This window comes from Paenibacillus sp. UASWS1643 (assembly GCF_008693195.1).
In the GTDB taxonomy this organism is placed as follows: domain Bacteria; phylum Bacillota; class Bacilli; order Paenibacillales; family Paenibacillaceae; genus Paenibacillus; species Paenibacillus amylolyticus_B.
Map to the genome: position 1 here is coordinate 257,899 of NZ_VXKZ01000115.1, position 17,395 is coordinate 275,293.

At 46.6% G+C, this 17,395-nt stretch carries 16 protein-coding genes; 11 read left to right on the forward strand and 5 right to left on the reverse strand.

Annotated features, from left to right (window positions below; all coding sequences use genetic code 11):
• The first annotated feature begins 26 nt into the window (after positions 1-26).
• Both FE296_RS25820 and FE296_RS25825 read left to right on the forward strand, forming a co-directional pair.
• A complete protein-coding gene (locus tag FE296_RS25820; RefSeq protein WP_076331658.1) occupies positions 27-329 on the forward strand; it encodes an ArsR/SmtB family transcription factor in 303 nt (100 codons plus the stop codon).
• A 90-nt stretch (positions 330-419) separates the two neighbouring features.
• Entirely contained in the window at positions 420-1,823 is a 1,404-nt protein-coding gene (locus FE296_RS25825) for an aldehyde dehydrogenase (protein ID WP_150366787.1), read from the forward strand.
• Positions 1,824-1,853: 30 nt separating this feature from the next.
• Here FE296_RS25825 and FE296_RS25830 read toward each other — a convergent pair whose 3' ends face one another.
• Positions 1,854-2,765 (reverse strand): AraC family transcriptional regulator, encoded by a 912-nt coding sequence (locus FE296_RS25830; RefSeq protein ID WP_150366788.1) that lies wholly within the window; start codon positions 2,763-2,765, stop codon positions 1,854-1,856.
• A gap of 221 nt (positions 2,766-2,986) precedes the next feature.
• Here FE296_RS25830 and FE296_RS25835 point away from each other — a divergent pair, with 221 nt between their 5' ends.
• From FE296_RS25835 to FE296_RS25875, 9 genes are all read left to right on the forward strand, one after another.
• Positions 2,987-5,176: a glycoside hydrolase family 52 protein gene (locus tag FE296_RS25835; RefSeq protein ID WP_150366789.1), complete on the forward strand. Its 2,190-nt coding sequence runs from the start codon at positions 2,987-2,989 to the stop codon at positions 5,174-5,176.
• Positions 5,173-7,314, forward strand: coding sequence for an alpha-glucuronidase family glycosyl hydrolase (locus tag FE296_RS25840; protein ID WP_150366790.1), 2,142 nt, complete (start codon positions 5,173-5,175; stop codon positions 7,312-7,314). The genes FE296_RS25835 and FE296_RS25840 overlap by 4 nt, the downstream gene beginning before the upstream one ends.
• A 75-nt stretch (positions 7,315-7,389) precedes the next feature.
• Entirely contained in the window at positions 7,390-8,463 is a 1,074-nt protein-coding gene (locus FE296_RS25845) for an NAD(P)-dependent alcohol dehydrogenase (protein WP_317889439.1), read from the forward strand.
• A 167-nt stretch (positions 8,464-8,630) separates the two neighbouring features.
• Entirely contained in the window at positions 8,631-8,897 is a 267-nt protein-coding gene (locus FE296_RS25850; RefSeq protein WP_026081056.1) for an HPr family phosphocarrier protein, read from the forward strand.
• A gap of 144 nt (positions 8,898-9,041) precedes the next feature.
• The gene (locus FE296_RS25855) at positions 9,042-9,293 is read left to right on the forward strand and encodes a type B 50S ribosomal protein L31 (protein ID WP_062834756.1); all 252 of its coding nucleotides are present in this window, start codon (positions 9,042-9,044) and stop codon (positions 9,291-9,293) included.
• A 148-nt stretch (positions 9,294-9,441) separates the two neighbouring features.
• Positions 9,442-9,747 (forward strand): Dabb family protein, encoded by a 306-nt coding sequence (locus FE296_RS25860; protein WP_076215373.1) that lies wholly within the window; start codon positions 9,442-9,444, stop codon positions 9,745-9,747.
• 161 nt (positions 9,748-9,908) lie between these two features.
• Positions 9,909-10,670, forward strand: a complete 762-nt coding sequence (locus FE296_RS25865) for an SDR family NAD(P)-dependent oxidoreductase (protein ID WP_150366792.1) — start codon at positions 9,909-9,911, stop codon at positions 10,668-10,670.
• Positions 10,671-10,926: 256 nt separating this feature from the next.
• Positions 10,927-12,654, forward strand: coding sequence for a ubiquinone-dependent pyruvate dehydrogenase (poxB, locus tag FE296_RS25870; protein ID WP_150366793.1), 1,728 nt, complete (start codon positions 10,927-10,929; stop codon positions 12,652-12,654).
• A 323-nt stretch (positions 12,655-12,977) separates the two neighbouring features.
• Positions 12,978-13,733, forward strand: coding sequence for an SDR family NAD(P)-dependent oxidoreductase (locus FE296_RS25875; protein WP_124115125.1), 756 nt, complete (start codon positions 12,978-12,980; stop codon positions 13,731-13,733).
• Positions 13,734-13,854: 121 nt separating this feature from the next.
• Here FE296_RS25875 and FE296_RS25880 read toward each other — a convergent pair whose 3' ends face one another.
• The 4 genes from FE296_RS25880 to FE296_RS25895 form a co-directional block, all read right to left on the reverse strand.
• A complete protein-coding gene (locus tag FE296_RS25880) occupies positions 13,855-15,039 on the reverse strand; it encodes an MFS transporter (RefSeq protein ID WP_150366794.1) in 1,185 nt (394 codons plus the stop codon).
• 231 nt (positions 15,040-15,270) lie between these two features.
• Complete coding sequence (locus tag FE296_RS25885) at positions 15,271-15,555, reverse strand: ArsR/SmtB family transcription factor (protein ID WP_036613842.1); 285 nt, start codon at positions 15,553-15,555, stop codon at positions 15,271-15,273.
• A gap of 170 nt (positions 15,556-15,725) precedes the next feature.
• Positions 15,726-16,067 carry a ribosomal protein L7/L12 gene (locus FE296_RS25890; RefSeq protein ID WP_150367676.1) on the reverse strand — a complete coding sequence of 114 codons (342 nt, stop codon included), beginning with the start codon at positions 16,065-16,067 and terminating at the stop codon, positions 15,726-15,728.
• 46 nt (positions 16,068-16,113) lie between these two features.
• On the reverse strand, positions 16,114-17,313 hold the full coding sequence (locus FE296_RS25895) for a cytochrome P450 family protein (RefSeq protein WP_150366795.1): 1,200 nt from the start codon (positions 17,311-17,313) through the stop codon (positions 16,114-16,116).
• Positions 17,314-17,395: the final 82 nt, after the last annotated feature.

Consider the following 17,395-nt stretch of genomic DNA (forward strand, 5'->3'; position numbering starts at 1 on the left):
TACAGAAATCGTATAGAGGTGAAACCATGGGACAAAAAGCAATCAGCGTTTTTCAAACCTGTATCCCGTTATTTCAGGTGTTAAGTGACAATCACCGTCAAGCCATTTTGCTGACACTCACCGAGAAGGGCAGAATGACCGTGAATGAAATTACTGAGCAATCCAGTCTATCCCGGCCAGCCATATCTCATCATCTCAAGCTTTTGTTAGAGAAGGGGCTTATATCCGTGGAACAAAAGGGCACACAGCGATATTATTCGGCTTCATTGAATGCATCGGTGGAACTGCTGAAGGAACTGGTAGCTGCTTTGGAAGAAGAGTGCCTGTAGAGGAATAGTGCTGTAACATGCTTTTGCATGTACATAATAGGTTCGTAATTTTAAACTCTTAATCAAAACTAAACAGAGGAGTATGTATATATGACAACGACTATGCAGGAAGTAACCAGTCAGGAAGTTGAACTAATTTTGGATCAGCAACGACAATTCTTTCATTCCGGGGCCACACGATCAGCAGAAGCTCGAATTGCCCGTCTGACCCAACTGAAGCAGGCCATTCAAAAGTACGAATTCAGACTGACAGAAGCTCTCTATCAGGATTTGGGCAAAAGCGAGTTCGAATCCTACACGACCGAGATTGGATTTATGATGGACAGCATTACACACACCATTCGTAAAGTGAAAAAATGGGTGAAACCCGTTAAAGTGAAAACGCAAATGGCACTCTTGGGGTCCAAAAGTGTTATTATACCTGAACCCTATGGGTCTGTTCTGATCATTGGACCATTCAATTATCCATTTCAACTCTTAATCGAACCATTGGTAGGGGCGATTGCAGCAGGTAACACAGCCGTGCTCAAAGCGTCAGAGAATACACCGGCAGTGTCCGCGGTTGTACGTGAAATGATTGCGAGTGTGTTCGAACCGGCATACGTACAAGTGCTTGAAGGTGCCAAAGACACAACGACAGCGCTGATTAATGCGCCATTTGACTATATTTTTTTTACAGGCAGTGTACCGGTAGGCAAGATTGTGATGGAGGCAGCTGCCAAAAATCTCGTTCCCGTTACGTTAGAACTGGGAGGCAAGAGTCCGGTCATCGTTGATGAACAGGCGGATATCAAAGTAGCTGCGCAACGCATTATATGGGGCAAACTGCTCAATACAGGACAGACCTGTATCGCACCCGATTATTTGCTCGTGCATGAGCGCGTGAAGGAACCGTTAATTACAGAGATGAAAGCAGCGATCGTGTCCTTCTTTGGATCGGATATCCAGCACAACAAGGACTATGGACGAATCGTGAACAAGGGTCATTTTAAACGTCTGACGACGTTGATTGAACGGGATCAGGCCAAAGTGATATATGGTGGCGCATCGGATGAGGAAGACCGTTTCATTGAACCTACATTAATTGATGCTGAATCTTGGGATGCAGCTACGATGGAAGATGAAATCTTTGGACCGATTCTGCCTATCATTAGCTACCGTAACGTAGATGAGGCCATTGTAGAGATCGTAAAGCGGCCGAAACCACTCGCCTTGTATCTGTTTACTTCCGACACACAGATTCAGGACAAGGTGCTGCGTGAAGTTTCTTTTGGAGGCGGCTGCATTAACGATACCATTACACATGTTGCCAATCCGCGTTTGCCATTTGGCGGTGTTGGTCATTCCGGTGTTGGTTCATATCATGGAAATTACAGCTTCGAAACGTTCTCCCATCTCAAAAGTGTACTGAAAAAAAGCACCAAACTGAATCTGCCGATTCTGTATCCCCCGTATGATAACAAGCTGAAGCTGATTAAACGTTTGTTGAAATAAATAAGAAAGACGAAAGCCTGCTACTGGACCTTATTCCAGAGCAGGCTTTTCCTGTCGGTAACGGGATGGTGACATGCCGGACCAGCGCTTGAATTGACGACTGAAATGGGCAATATCCTTGTAACCAAGCATGACGGCAATATTTTGAACGGATAGCTTCGGATTGCCCAGAAGTAGCTTCGCTTCATGCAAAACCAACTGGGACAATACAGCACGGGGAGACTGACCAAATACCTGCTTGAACACGCGATTACAGTGAGAAGAACTGATACCCAGCTCGGCTGCAATATCATCAATGCCATAGTGACCACTCGATTCGTGTCCCTGTTTGAATTGCTGACTCATCAGGCCCTGCAGTCGATTGCGAATCTGGTGGGCTAGTTCGATCTTTTCATGTCCGTCGGTAAACCATTGTGCTGCCTCTTGCGAGACCGCCTCCCACAGATGGCCAAATAGTTCAAATACCGCAGATTGCAACTGCATACGCTGCACCATCGTATTTGCAGTTTCATCATCCGCAGATGACATCAATTTGTGTAAAACCGGCTCAATCTGCTGTGTAACCGCACTATCCGCGCTGAATCGTATTTGCTTGATGCGTGCCAACAACGATAGGAACAACTGATCATCAATATCAAAGTGCATACAAAAATACGTGAATCCCTTGCCGTTATGGCTCTGACTGGAATGAATGCTTCCCGGTGGAATCAGGAGCAGTTCGCCAGCCTTTTGAATATATAGGGTACCGTTCACCATCATCCTTTGCTCGCCTTCGGTAACATAATTCAGTTCATATTGAGGGTGCTCATGCGCCGGATAATCCCAGTCCGTACCAACTCTTCGTAAATGAATGGCGAACAGATTGACCGTTGTTTGCACATCTGGATAAAAAACTTCATGGACACTTTCTCCCAAAGTAGGAGGCAAATACGTTGAAGACATGGAAGATCCCCCTTTATTTAGAGGTTGTTCAAAAAATAAGATTTTGAACATGCGCTTATATCAAATGGAATGATTTTTTGTAACCGCTTTAATCCATTATAGTCTATCAGCTTGATTTGGGTAAATATCCGATTGATTTGATCATGGTCTGAGGTGGAACCACGTGTTAGGATGGGGCTAATGAAAACGTATGCAAACCATTTTGAGAGGGGTTATGATTCGTGAGCACATCGAAATCCATCTTTTATAATGCACATCACGCACCGATTGGTGCTTTTGCGAGTTTTACACTGGGTTACAAAGGAGCCAAAGGCGGGCTGGGTCTTGAACTCGGCAAGCCGGCTGACCAGAATGTATATATTGGATTACAATCTCGCGATGGCGACAATTATCAGGCGCTTCCTTTTTATGAAGCTTCCGAGGATGAGAGCAGCCGCTATGATGTAGAGAAGTTGGAGAATGGGGACCCGGCGTCGACAATAGCGACCCAAGTTCCACAACCTCTTATTACGGCTTTTCGCGATGAAGAGATTACCCGTGAATTCACCTCAGGTACGGATACGTGGACTGCTGGAGATCTGACGTTCCGTATCTACTCGCCTGTACGTCCAGTACCTGATCCAACGAATGGGGATCGTGAAGAATTAATGGATGCACTCGTACCTGCCGTATTGGTTGAGATGACGATTGACAATACGGAAGGTCAACAACCCCGCAAAGCCTACTTTGGCTATCAGGGCAATGATCCGTACTCTGCGATGCGTCTGATTGGGGGACCGGAAGGTGGCTCCATCACAGGTGTGGGACAAGGTCGACTTACAGCGATTATGTCGGCAGATGACGGACTGTGGCCAGCACGCGGATTCACGCTGGAGAAGCTCTTGCAGGAGAAACATGGGGATAATCTGGCATTTGGACTTGGCTCAACCGCTGCACTACTGATGGAGGTACCGGCTGGAGAGAAACGTACGTATCAATTTGCAGTAAGTTTCTATCGCGGGGGCATTGTGACAACCGGATTGGACACAACGTATTGGTATACGCGCTACTTCTCCGATATTCAGGCAGCAGGAGAGTATGCACTACAACGCTTCAGTGAGTTGACCGCATCCTGTGGAGAGGTTGAACAGCGCCTTGGAACGGTTGCTTTGACCGAAGATCAATCATTCATGCTTGCTCATTCCATTCACAGTTATTATGCCAGTACTCAATTCCTGGATGCCGATGGCGAGCCACTCTGGGTGGTGAACGAAGGGGAGTATCGGATGATGAACACACTTGATCTGACGGCCGATCAGTTGTACTTCGAGCTTGCCTTGAATCCATGGACGGTGCGTAATGAGCTGGAGTGGTTTGTCAAACGATACAGTTATACCGATCAGGTTCGTTTCCCGGGGGAAGAAAAGTTACATCCGGGCGGAATTACCTTTACCCATGATATGGGTGTTGCCAACGTGTTCTCACGCCCTGGACACTCGGCATATGAACTGGTTGGCATTGACGACTGCTTTTCACAGATGAGCCACGAGGAACTGGTGAACTGGCTCTGCTGCGCGACAGTATACATTGAACAGACACAGGATCAAGCATTTGTGAAAAACATGCTGCCTGTTATCCAAAATTGCTTCGAAAGTATGCTTAATCGTGACCATCCTATCGCGGAGCAGCGTAACGGTCTGATGGGCCTAGATAGCAGCCGTACCCAAGGTGGAGCGGAAATTACAACCTACGACAGCCTGGATGTGTCACTGGGTCAGTCTCGCAATAATATCTATCTGGCGGGTAAATGTTGGGCGGTCTATGTTGCATTGGAGAAGCTGTTCGCAACGGAGAAGTTGGCGGATCTGTCCCATCAAGCAGGGCTTCAAGCGGATCGCTGCGCTGCCAGTATTGCTGCACAGTTGACGGATGGCGGCTACATCCCAGCTGTTATTGCAGAAAATAATGATTCTCGAATCATTCCGGCGATTGAAGGTCTGGTATTCCCTTACTTTACAGGCTGTGAAGCAGCATTGGATGTCAATGGTCGTTTTGGACCTTATCTGAAAGCACTCCAAACTCATCTGAAGACGGTTCTTGTACCAGGAACATGCCTGTTCGAAGATGGAGGCTGGAAACTGTCCTCAACAAGCAATAACTCGTGGCTGAGCAAAATCTATCTGTCCCAGTTCATCGCTAGAGAGCTGCTGGATGTGGAATGGAATGAGACAGGCAAGGCAGCAGACGCGGCTCATGTCAACTGGCTGTTGCATCCGGAGGAATCGTACTGGTGCTGGAGTGATCAGATCCTGTCTGGTGTAGCGGTTGGCAGCAAGTACTATCCGCGTGGTGTGACGTCGATTCTATGGCTACTCGAAGGAAAAGGGAATCACCTTGCACAGATCTATGCTACCAAGGAGGCGGTACAATGAACCAATCTATCGTTCAATCTGCTTTGTCAGGTCCACAGTATGATGCATGGCTGGGGTATCACTCCGAATTGCCAAAAGCGAATGGAATTGCCCGTAAGAAGGCTCCTGCGTGGAGCAAGCTGATACTGGCGGAAGAGAAGCATGGAGTAATCACAACAGCACTGACCGAACTTTCACGGGGACTGGAGAAGCTGTATGGCGTGAAACCGACAGTCAGTCAGCTGTCTGATGCTCAGCAAAGTGAGCGGCACAATCACGATTCCGATCCCGCCATACGAATCGGTACTTGGACAGGGAGCGATTCGGTGGCTGCGTCGTTCAGTGAGACAGAGCGTTCTGCTGTTCAAGGAGAAGGGTACATCATTCGTGAAAGCGAGGGTGTGCTGGTCATTGGTTCAGAGACTCCCCAAGGATTATTGTATGGTGCATTCCATCTGCTTCGGGAACTGACAATGGATCAAGGTGGTGCAAGTGAGGCGGATGGCGCTGTGAGTAAATGGAGCTTCATTACAGAGCAGCCTACCAATGCGCTACGGATGATTAACCAGTGGGATAACGTGGACGGCAGCATTGAACGTGGATACGCAGGAGACTCCATTTTCTATGATAACGGGGAATTCACACTGGACTTGGACCGCATCAGGGACTACGCACGTTTACTCGCTTCGACAGGCATCAATGCCATATCGATCAATAATGTCAATGTACATCGCCGTGAGAGCCTGTTTCTGACGGAACGTTATCTTAGCGATGTGGCGAAGGTTGCTGCTGAATTCAGAGCGTATGGTATTCGATTGTTCCTGAGCGCCAACTACGCGAGTCCAATCGAGATTGGTGGGTTACGTACAGCAGATCCGCTGGATGCGCAGGTACGGGAATGGTGGAACATGCAAACGGCCAAGGTGTACGCAGCCATTCCGGATTTTGGCGGTTACCTGATCAAGGCAGACTCCGAGAATCGGCCGGGACCGTTCACGTATAACCGTGATCATGCTGATGGTGCAAACATGCTGGCTGAAGCCCTTCGGCCATTCGGTGGATTGGTGATCTGGCGTTGCTTCGTCTATAACTGCAAGCAGGACTGGCGGGATCGTTCCACTGACCGTGCACGTGCAGCATATGACCACTTTACGCCGCTGGATGGGCGTTTTGCCGAAAATGTCATTTTGCAGATCAAGAACGGGCCGATGGACTTTCAGGTGAGGGAGGCGGTATCCCCGCTGTTCGGAGCCATGGAACATACGAATCAGGTAATTGAATTTCAGATCACACAGGAGTATACCGGACAACAGCGTCATCTCTGTTATCTGGTTCCCCAGTGGAAAGAAGTATTGGACTTTGACACCTACGCCAAAGGCAAAGGTTCAGAGATCAAGAGAATCGCGGATGGTTCTCTGTATAAACGACCTCACAGCGGCTTCGCGGCAGTCTCCAACATTGGTGCTGATGCCTGTTGGACAGGACACCCACTCGCGCAGGCGAATCTGTATGGATACGGGAGACTTGCGTGGAATCCGGAGCTGTCGGCAGAAGAGATTGCCGATGAGTGGGTGAGACTCACATTTGGACATGAAGACGAAGTCGTGCGGAAGGTTACGGATATGCTTTTGACTTCACTAGATATCTATGAGAATTATACGGCGCCTCTCGGTGTGGGTTGGATGGTTAATCCCGAACATCATTATGGACCGAATGTAGATGGATACGAGTATTCCAAATGGGGAACGTATCACTTTGCCGATTGTCATGGCATTGGTGTAGATCGAACCGTGAAGAGCGGCACAGGATACACCTCACAGTATCACCCTGAGAATGCGGATCGCTATGAGTCCTTGGACACCTGTCCAGATGAGCTAATCTTATTATTCCATCACGTGCCATACACCCATGTTCTGCATTCCGGTAAAACGGTCATTCAGCATATTTATGATACACACTTTGAAGGTGTTGCACAGGCAGAGGCATTAGCCGAGACATGGAGACAGCTGGAGGGCCATATCGACCCAGTTATTTTCAGTAAAGTTGCTTCATTACAGGATAACCAGGCAGAACATGCGAAGGAATGGCGGGACATGATCAATACGTATTTCTATCGCAAGAGCGGCATAGCGGATGAACAAGGTCGAACAATCTATTAATTGGTGATGTGAAGACAGAAGATACCTTGTTTTCTTTGATGTACAATAGACAGCATGAACATACCTGAGGAGGAGATGCGTATGGGACAACATCAACTGCCCGAGAACATGAAGGCCGCTGTCATGACAGAGCCAGGACACATTATTATTGAGGAACAACCCGTTCCGCAGCCCGCAGCAGATGAGGTGTTAATCCAGGTGATGGCTGTCGGGGTGTGTGGCTCGGATGTGCACTATTTCGAACATGGGCGCATAGGCAGATTTGTCGTGGAAAAACCGATCATTCTGGGTCATGAGTGTGCGGGGATCATTGCTGCTGTGGGCTCGGACGTATCACGTTTGAAAACAGGGGATCGGGTTGCTATTGAGCCTGGAGTGACCTGCGGACGTTGCACGGCATGCAAGGAAGGTCGCTATAACCTGTGTCCGGATGTACAATTTCTGGCGACCCCTCCCGTGGATGGCGCATTTGTACAATACATGGTGATGCGTGAAGATATGGTATTCCCGATTCCTGATCATCTGTCCTATGAAGAAGCAGCAATGAACGAGCCATTCTCCGTTGGGATTCACGCTGCACGCCGTAGCAAGCTTGCTCCGGGTACAACCCTGGCGATTATGGGCATGGGTCCGGTTGGACTCATGGCCGTGGCTGCTGCCAAATCTTTCGGTGTAGAGAAGATCATTGTAACTGATCTGGAAGAAGTTAGGCTAGAAGCGGCTCGCCGCATGGGTGCCACGCATGCCATTAATGTGCGGAATGAAGATGCGCTGGCTGTGATTCGCGGGTTAACAGGTGGTGTGGGTGTGGATACCGCATGGGAAACAGCGGGGAATCCAAAGGCGCTACAATCTGCTCTGTATTCACTTCGACGTGGAGGCAAACTTGCGATTGTGGGCCTGCCTGCACAGGACGAGATCGCACTCAATGTTCCCTTTATCGCAGACAATGAAGTTGATATCTATGGCATATTCCGTTATGCCAATACGTATCCAGTAGGAATTGAGTTCCTGAGCTCCGGCCAGCATGACGTGATGTCCCTGATTACAGATCGTTATTCACTCGAAGAGACACAGCAAGCGATGGAGCGCGCATTACACAATAAAAGCGGCAGTCTGAAGGTCATGGTATATCCGAACGGTATGTAAGAACAGCCTGGAAAAGAGTCCTGCAGTTCAGGACTCTTTTTTGTTTTTTTTTGCAAAAAAGTATGGGTCAAGCTCCCATAACATGGTATAATTCATGAAGATTTTAATATATAAATGGATACACACCATATTGGTGAATAAGTACTTAGCGAAAGGAACTGAAGGTTGTGAGAGTACATGAATTTATGATACACGCTGATTTTCATCGGGATGATCTGATGTCGGTATCTTCTCAAGCGTCACGTTTTTCCTCGGATATTATTTTGTCGTATATGGAGTCTGAGCATGAGCATCGTGTAGATGTCAAAAGCCTGCTTGGAATGGCGTTACTACCCATTCGATATGGTAGTGTTGTCAGATTACAGACAAGAGGCAGGGATGAACTGGAGGCTTTGGAGTACATGTTGAATGTACTGGAGAAAGGGACGGCTTGACACCTGATTAGGTGTAAAATCACAGATATCATAATTTTTTTAGCTATTCCTCAAATCCTGCTGGTACTTTGTCCAAAAAAAGAGTATAATAAAATTTAGTTTGATTCTAAAGAAGTACCCATATTAAAGGAGTGTAAATAGATTATGCCAAAAGTTGACATCCATCCAAAGACACAACTCGTAATTTTTTACGATGCAAGTGCTGATTTCAAATTCCTGAGTTCTTCCACGAAGTTCTCTAACGAAACTATGGAATGGGAAGACGGTAACTCTTACCCAGTAATCCGTGTGGACACTAGTTCCGCATCCCACCCGTTCTTCACTGGTAAACAAAGAAACGTGGATATCGGTGGTCGTGTTGATAAATTTAACCGTAAATACAACATCAACAAATAAGTTTGTCCATACATTACAAAAAACCTCGGGATTTGTCCTGAGGTTTTTTTGTGTACATTAAAAATTAATTCAACCAATTATTGCGCTTACAACACATTCGGATGTACACTAGGAAACGAGTACGAACATATTGGAGGAGGAAATAGAGATGAGCAGCATCACACATATGGTAACGTTTACACTTTACGCGGGTAAAGATACACCGGAGGCCGAAGCCTTTTTGAAGGAAAGTTCGGATGCACTGGCTGTCATTCCTGGGGTAGAGCAGTTTCAGGTTCTGAGACAGGTAAGTGAGAAGAATGAATTTGACTACAGCTTCTCGATGGTCTTTGCAGATCAGGCTGCGTATGATGCATACAACAATCACCCGGTTCACCGTCAATATGTAGAAGAGCGTTGGGAAAAGGAAGTCAGTCGCTTCCAGGAAATTGATCTTATTCAACATCATAATTAATAGTCTCCACATAGAGGAAAAAAGTTGAATTACCATATACAACCATATACAGCATTGAACAATGCTGTATATATCTCTGAATAATGCGTAATTAATGAACAAAAATAACATATTTCCAAAATCGTTTTCGACCAAATGAATTCAAGGAGGTTTTCGCTGTTATGCAATTGGATCTTTCAGGAAAAACGGCTATGGTTACAGGCGCAACCGGACAACTGGGTAGAGTAATCGCCCGCACATTGGCAGCCTGTGGCGCCAATCTGGCTCTACATTACATAAATAATGATACCAAGGCTCGGGAGCTTCAAGGTGAGATTGAAGCACTTGGTCGTAAGGCTGTAATTGTACAGGGGGATATTACCAAGCAGGATACGGCATTTCGGATGCGTGATGAAATTCAGCCTGTCCTCGGCGGTGTGGATATCGTCGTTGCCAATGCAGTCATTCAATATGAATGGACAACGGTGTTGGAACAGTCTCCTGAAGATTACTTGAGCCAGTTTGAATCCTGTGTCATGCAGAGTGTGTATCTGGCCAAAGCTTTCATTCCACATATGCAAGATATCAGAGCCGGGCGGTTCATTGGCATTAATACCGAATGTGCGATGCAAAACTTCGCTCACCAATCGGCCTACACCGCTGGTAAACGTGGAATGGATGGCGTATATCGCGTGCTGGCCAAGGAAGTTGGCGAGTATCAGATTACCGTGAACCAGGTTGCACCTGGATGGACAATTAGTGAACGTGATCGTTCCAGTGAGCCTGGACATGATGAGGCATATACGCGTACTGTGCCGCTGAAGCGCAGGGGTGAGGATCAGGAGATCGCCAATGCGGTAGCTTTTCTCGCTTCGGATCTGTCCTCATTTATCACGGGTGCCTATATCCCGGTAAGTGGCGGCAATGTGATGCCTGCTATCTAGTGTCTGATTTGGATTTGGGAATTCACATGAAATAACAATAAACCTAGTTTAACCGTAATCCGTTTGTCATTCGACAAGCGGATTTTTTTGCATTTTGCTAACAATGAAATAACGGTTCAAGGGGCAGGTTTTTGTTTCATATATATAGACATACATATGAGTTGGTTCGGTTTTCGAAAGATTGGGGTATAAGAATAGGTATATTAACAGAGTGGAAACATAATCAAAATGAGCAATTAAAGGAGACCCATCACTTATGAAAAAAACAGTCGCGGACGTTCTGGTTGAATCCTTATTGAACGCTGGCATCAAACGCATATATGGCATTGTTGGAGACTCCTTGAATGCGGTACTCGACTCCATTCGTCGTTCGGGCAAGATCGAATGGATTCATGTACGTCATGAAGAAGTAGCTGCATTTGCTGCTGGGGCGGACGCTCAGGTCAGTGGAAGTATCGCTGTCTGTGCAGGTAGCAGTGGTCCTGGTAATATGCATCTGATTAATGGTCTGTACGACTGTCACCGCAATCGTGTTCCTGTACTCGCTATCGCTGCACATATCCCAAGTGACGAGATTGGCAGTGAATATTTTCAGGCGACCCATCCGGAGTATCTGTTCCAGGAATGTAGCGATTATTGTGAAGTCATTACAACAGCAAAACAGATGCCGCGTTCTCTGACGATGGCCATTCAGACAGCAGTTGCACGTTCAGGTGTGTCCGTCGTTGTATTGCCGGGGGATGTAGCAGGACTTGAAGCAGCGAATCTGCCTGTGCCTGAGCACGTGTATCATGCGACCAATCCCGTGGTACATCCTTCTGAGTCGGAACTCGTGAAACTGGCGGAGTATCTGAATCAAGGCAAAAAAATTACGTTATTGTGCGGTGCAGGCTGCGCCGGCGCTCGGGAACCCCTTATGCAGCTCTGTGATCGCTTGAAATCCCCGATGGTTATTGCGCTACGAGGCAAGGAATATTTGGAGTATGACAACCCCTATTCCGTAGGTCTTACGGGTCTAATTGGATATTCATCCGGTTATCATGCCATGATGGACTGTGATGTACTATTAATGCTGGGAACGGATTTCCCATATCGTCAATTCTATCCCGAAGATGCGAAAGTCCTTCAGGTCGACATTCAATCTTCCCATCTGGGTCGGCGCACGAAGCTGGATTACGGCGTATGTGGGGACGTAAAAGCGACCATTGAAACTTTGCTTCCTTATCTAACAGAAGAACACAGTGACAAACATCTGCGTAAAAGTATGGATCGTTATGTGAAAGTACGCAACGATCTGGACGAGCTGGCCGTTGGAAAACCGGGTAAAAAGCCCATCCATCCGCAGTACCTGACCAAGGTTATTAGTGATGCCGCAGCTGAAAATGCCATCTTCACCTGTGATGTCGGTACTCCGACAGTATGGGCGGCCCGTTATATCGAGATGAGCCGCAACCGCAGGCTGCTCGGTTCATTCAGTCATGGTACGATGGCAAACGCTTTGCCACAGGCAATTGGCGCTCAGGTCGCTGATCCGGGCAGACAAGTCATCTCTTTGTCGGGTGATGGTGGTATTACGATGCTGATGGGTGATCTGTTGACACTGAAACAGCATAATTTGCCGATCAAAGTTGTGGTGTTTAATAATGGAGCACTCGGTTTTGTTGAGCTGGAGATGAAAGCTGCCGGATTCCTGGAATCGGGCACAGAGCTTGTCAATCCCAACTTTGCGATGGTTGCTCAAGCCATGGGCATGGAAGGCATTCGGGTTGAGGATCCGGATGAACTGGAAGGAGCTGTGCAGCGTGCGCTTCAGCATGATGGTCCTGTGTTGATTGACGTGGTGGTGAATCGTCAGGAATTGTCCTTACCTCCGAAGATTGATATCAAACAGGCGGAAGGATTCACCTTATGGATGATGAAAGCCGTGCTTAACGGACGCGGTGACGAAATTATTGAATTGGCAAAAACGAATTTGCTGCGTTAAAGTGTTTTGATAAGCGGATATGCACCGTTTGAAGTTGTAGAGATACCGACTTGAAAAGTGTTGTATATGTAAAAGAGGAGCATGCAACAAGACGTTATAGTTGTGTGCTCCTTCAATATAAATGCTGAAAATGTGACAGGGAATATAGTATGAATGCATATTATATGATTTGTTTTTATGTCGAAAGTCTATTAGAATAGGTAAAGTCAAGAAGGTTTTATGCCATTTTTGACCTACATATTGCATCATTGCATGTAAGTACGTTTCATATCGTATTCATCGATCCATTCACAAGATGACACACACACATGGAGGAGATCAACATGAGTCACGCAGGAAAAGTAGCCATTATTACTGGAGCAGGAAGTGGATTGGGCCAAGCAGCAGCACTAAAGCTGGCTGAGAAGGGTGCATCCATTGTCGTTGTGGATCTTGTCGAAGAGACAGGTCTTGAAACGGTTAAGCAGATTGAGAAGCTGGGAAGTAAAGCAATTTTTGTACAAGCAGATGTGAGTAAAGCACCTGAAGTTGAGAATTATGTAAAAAAAGCAGTCGAAGAGTTCGGACGAATCGACATGTTCTTTAATAATGCAGGTATTGCAGGTCCTGGGATCAAACTGATTGAACATACGATTGAACAGTTTGACCAGATCATTGATATTAACCTGAGAAGTGTATTCTACGGGTTGAAGTATGTAATTACTGAAATGCTCAAAACAGGTGGAGGTTCCATTCTGAACACGGCCTCTACAGCCGGTATTGTTGGTGTACCTGCAGTTGCACCTTACGCAGCAACCAAACATGGCGTGGTTGGCTTGACGCGTACTGCTGCAATTGAATATGGCAAGGACAACATTCGTGTAAATGCGATTGCTCCAGGTACAATTGAGACGCCGATGGTCATTCAGTTCGGTAAAGACAACCCTGAGGTGTTCAAAGCAACTGTTGACAGCATTCCTTCTGGACGTCTAGGCAGACCGGAAGAGATCGCGAACCTCGTTTCCTTCCTTCTGGGAGATGAAGCGCCATATATTAATGGTGCAGTATATCCGATCGATGGTGCAGTTACAGCCCAATAAGAGTTAAGTTTATCGGCAATAGAATAGTCGTTAAAATGTTTAAAGAGAGGTCCTTGTATGCGTACAGTGACCTCTCTTTTTAATTTCTCTTTTATACTACGAATGGCACTGCAAATCTATATCAGGCAACGTTGTGTGACGCATTGGTTTGTGTACTTTTAGCAGATGCTGAACGATACGAGCCTATAACGATCATGACGGCAACAGCAACCCCGACAGCGCCAATCCAGGTGATGGATGACAATGAAACGCTGCTGACCGCGATTCCACCAATACCTGCGCCGGCAGCCATCGCCAGTTGCATCACCGAACTGTTCAGGCTTAGCATAATGCCAGAGGATTCCGGAGCCATGGTGACCAGGTTATATTGCTGAGTTGGACCTGAGGACCACGCGGCAAAAGACCACAAAATCAGAACAAGGAAGACAGCGAGATGAGAGCTTGCTGTTATATTCAACAGGACCAGACTCACGATATGCAATGTCATGCCTGCGATCAGCGTTCGTTTGACACCCAATCGGTCAGCACTGAATCCTCCAACTTTTGAACCGATCAGACTAGCTATGCCAAATGCGAGTAAAGCTGAACTGAGTAGTGCTTCGCTCATTCCTGAAACGGATACAAGATAAGGTGAAATGTACGTGTAGGCAATGGAATAACCACCTAACCAGAAAAAGGTCACCAGCAGTGCCAGTACAATTCGTGGCTGTTTGAGCAAAGACAGTTGTTTCTTCAGTGGAACAGGGGCTTCTGCTTTGGAAGGCGGAATGGCGGCCGCAATTACCAGCATGGCGAGGACTCCAAGAACGGCTATGCCGGCAAAAACGAGTTTCCAATCCCAAGATGTAGCAACGAGCCTTCCGAGCGGAACACCAACAATCAGGGAAGCCGTAAATCCAGTGATTACTGTGGCGATTGCACTAGCTTGTTTGCCCTCAGCCGCTATTTGGGAAGCGACCGTTAATGCCGTGACAACAACAACGCCCGCGCCCAAAGCCATCAACACGCGTGCTGTGACGAACAGTCCATAACCCGGCAACAGATAGGCAAGAACATTAGCCGCAACGAATAGACCGAGGAAGTATAGCAACAGCTTGCGACGGTCCCAGCGCGAAGTCAGTGCAATAATGACAGGTGTACCTAGCGCATATACGAGTGAAAAAATCGTAATGAGCTGTCCGGCAGCGATTAAAGAGATATTCATGGTATCTGCAATGCGATCCAAAATGCCGGCAATGACATATTCGGACGTTCCTACAAGGAAACTGACCAAGGCAAGAACATAGATTTTGAGCGTAGAAGACATGGAAACATAACCTCTTTCTGATTATAATTATTATATTTTTAGAAATATAGAAATAAAGACGATAGAACAAGACATGAATGCTCTGAATGCAACCGATCTACGAACGGTGATGTTACAACCTAGATAATGAATAATGGTATAAGCGTAAACTTAAGTGACCTAGTTCTACTAATAAATATCGTGCGTTGTTTCAATATTTCTAATTATATAGAAATACAACTCAAATTTTTTTTATTTATTTAGTAGATAGGGAACAAACTTTTGTGCGGTCTCCGTGTTCAGGCTGTAGTAGATATAAGTACCTTTCTTCTGCGATGTAAGCAGGCCGCAATCGGACAGCTGTTTCAGATGATGAGACAGAGTCGATAGGGCAACCGTAACAAGGCGGCTCTCCAGATCGGCAGGACACAGGTTGCTTTCGCCCGATAAGATCTGAATGATTTTGTACCGTGTTTGCTCGCCCAGTGCTTTATGAATTTTGACCACTTGTTCAATCTCATTCGAGTTTGATTGCATAATGATCCGTCCTTTCGTCTTTATTTCTTATTTCTAGTAATATAGAAATACAGTAGCATATGTCGTTTGAAAAGTAAACTCTCGGACGAAGATTCCATAATTTCTACTGCGTCTGTGTTAACAGCCGAAAGTCTGGAGTAACTTCCCCCGAGAGTTATGTGAGTTGTATATTACCGATCCAGGGAATCAACATAGTCTTTGGCTTCCTTCAACGAAAGACCTCTGGCTTCACGCAGTCGTTTGATCGCCATAATTTTTTTCCCTTGTTGTATAAGTGCAAGCAGCTCCAAATCCAGATCAGTTTGACCCGGTGGGCTTGTGTGTGAAGGAGATGCTTCCTTCGGCGACAAGGTGTAATTGAAGTCGGAGCGTGGGCTGGCGATTGCGGTGGAACCATTCTCCAGACGCTCCACATCTTTTTTCAATTCATTCAATTGGCGTTGCAGGCTGGTAACTCGGACCAATAATACTAGGATCAGAAGCGACAGAACGATCCATACCAAGGTGCTCATTTCCATGATGTCATGTGCCTCGCTCTCATTTGTTCATATTTGGCCATTATTTAAGTTGAACCGGGATTTCCTTGACACCACGAACAATCATGCCAGGTCTCCATTCCAGTTCATTCACATCTGCCTGAAGCTGTATATTTGGAAAACGATTCAGAAGTGTGCTGACTGCAATCTCACCTTCCAGACGAGCAAGCGGGGCTCCGAGGCAAAGATGAATGCCTTTGCCAAAAGCCAGGTGTGAACTTTTCTCGCGGGTAATGTCGAAGATATCAGCATCCTTAAACTGCTGTTCGTCCCGGTTGGCGGAATCAAGCGCAACGATGACAAGTTCACCTTGAGCAATATGCTGTCCACGGAATTCAATATCTTCCAGAGCCCACCGGGATGTGCTGAACTCCACCGGTCCGTTATAACGCAGCATCTCTTCAATGGCATTGTGAATAAGCTCGGGTTGCTTGATAAGAAGTTCGCGTTGCTCCGGATGCTCCAGCAGGGCGAGAATGCCGTTGCCGATGAGATTAACGGTTGTTTCATGACCGGCAATGATTAATAAAGAGACCACGCCAAGCAGTTCTTGTTCAGTTAACTGCTGCCCGGATTCTTCTGCAATGACGAGCTGGCTGATCAGATCTGTGCCCGGGTCTTGACGTACTTTTGCGAACCAGGCCGTAAGGTAATCCGTAAACTCCTTGGAATGCTGCTCAAACAGCTCAGCGCTCTCGGCTGTGGAAGCGTCAATTACCGTATTGGACCATATGCGGAATTGATCACGATCCTGGGCAGGGACCCCCAGAATTTCACTAATAACAATGATGGGCAGCGGGAAGGCAAAGTCATCGATCAGATTCATTTTTTCCTGTGACGGGAGGTTGTCCAGCAGATCATCAGCAATGTCCTGAATATGGCTTCGCATGTTTGCGACCAGTTTGGGCGTGAACGCTTTCTGCACCAGACCGCGAAGACGTTTATGATCTGGCGGATCGGAGAACAACATATTATTCGAGAAAATGCTTTGATTTTCAGCGCCATAACGTCGGACTATATCTTTGCTGAAGCGAGGATCTTTCAAAATCTGGACTGCATCCTCGTATCGAGTAATTATCCAGCCGAATTCTCCTTGAGGAAACATGACTCGGAAAACGGGCTCTTCTTTTCTTAACTTTTCATATACCGGGTAAGGGTTATGCGTGAATTCTTTGGTAAAAAACGCTGGCCTTGAGGATTCGTTCGGTTCATTCGGTTTCAAATGCAAAATCTCCTCTCATATTCCTAGATAATACCTGCACCCTCTATATATTCAATACATAAGCTTTTGAAACCTTGTTTTT

Coding starts and splice junctions, on each gene's coding strand:
- FE296_RS25820 (WP_076331658.1), top strand. CDS start 27: ATGGGACAAAAAGCAATCAGCGTTTTTCAAACCTGTATCCCGTTATTT.
- FE296_RS25875 (WP_124115125.1), top strand. CDS start 12,978: ATGAGTCACGCAGGAAAAGTAGCCATTATTACTGGAGCAGGAAGTGGA.
- FE296_RS25855 (WP_062834756.1), top strand. CDS start 9,042: ATGCCAAAAGTTGACATCCATCCAAAGACACAACTCGTAATTTTTTAC.
- FE296_RS25880 (WP_150366794.1), bottom strand. CDS start 15,039: ATGTCTTCTACGCTCAAAATCTATGTTCTTGCCTTGGTCAGTTTCCTT.
- FE296_RS25865 (WP_150366792.1), top strand. CDS start 9,909: ATGCAATTGGATCTTTCAGGAAAAACGGCTATGGTTACAGGCGCAACC.
- FE296_RS25840 (WP_150366790.1), top strand. CDS start 5,173: ATGAACCAATCTATCGTTCAATCTGCTTTGTCAGGTCCACAGTATGAT.
- FE296_RS25885 (WP_036613842.1), bottom strand. CDS start 15,555: ATGCAATCAAACTCGAATGAGATTGAACAAGTGGTCAAAATTCATAAA.
- FE296_RS25825 (WP_150366787.1), top strand. CDS start 420: ATGACAACGACTATGCAGGAAGTAACCAGTCAGGAAGTTGAACTAATT.
- FE296_RS25830 (WP_150366788.1), bottom strand. CDS start 2,765: ATGTCTTCAACGTATTTGCCTCCTACTTTGGGAGAAAGTGTCCATGAA.
- FE296_RS25845 (WP_317889439.1), top strand. CDS start 7,390: ATGCGTATGGGACAACATCAACTGCCCGAGAACATGAAGGCCGCTGTC.
- FE296_RS25890 (WP_150367676.1), bottom strand. CDS start 16,067: ATGAGCACCTTGGTATGGATCGTTCTGTCGCTTCTGATCCTAGTATTA.
- poxB (WP_150366793.1), top strand. CDS start 10,927: ATGAAAAAAACAGTCGCGGACGTTCTGGTTGAATCCTTATTGAACGCT.
- FE296_RS25860 (WP_076215373.1), top strand. CDS start 9,442: ATGAGCAGCATCACACATATGGTAACGTTTACACTTTACGCGGGTAAA.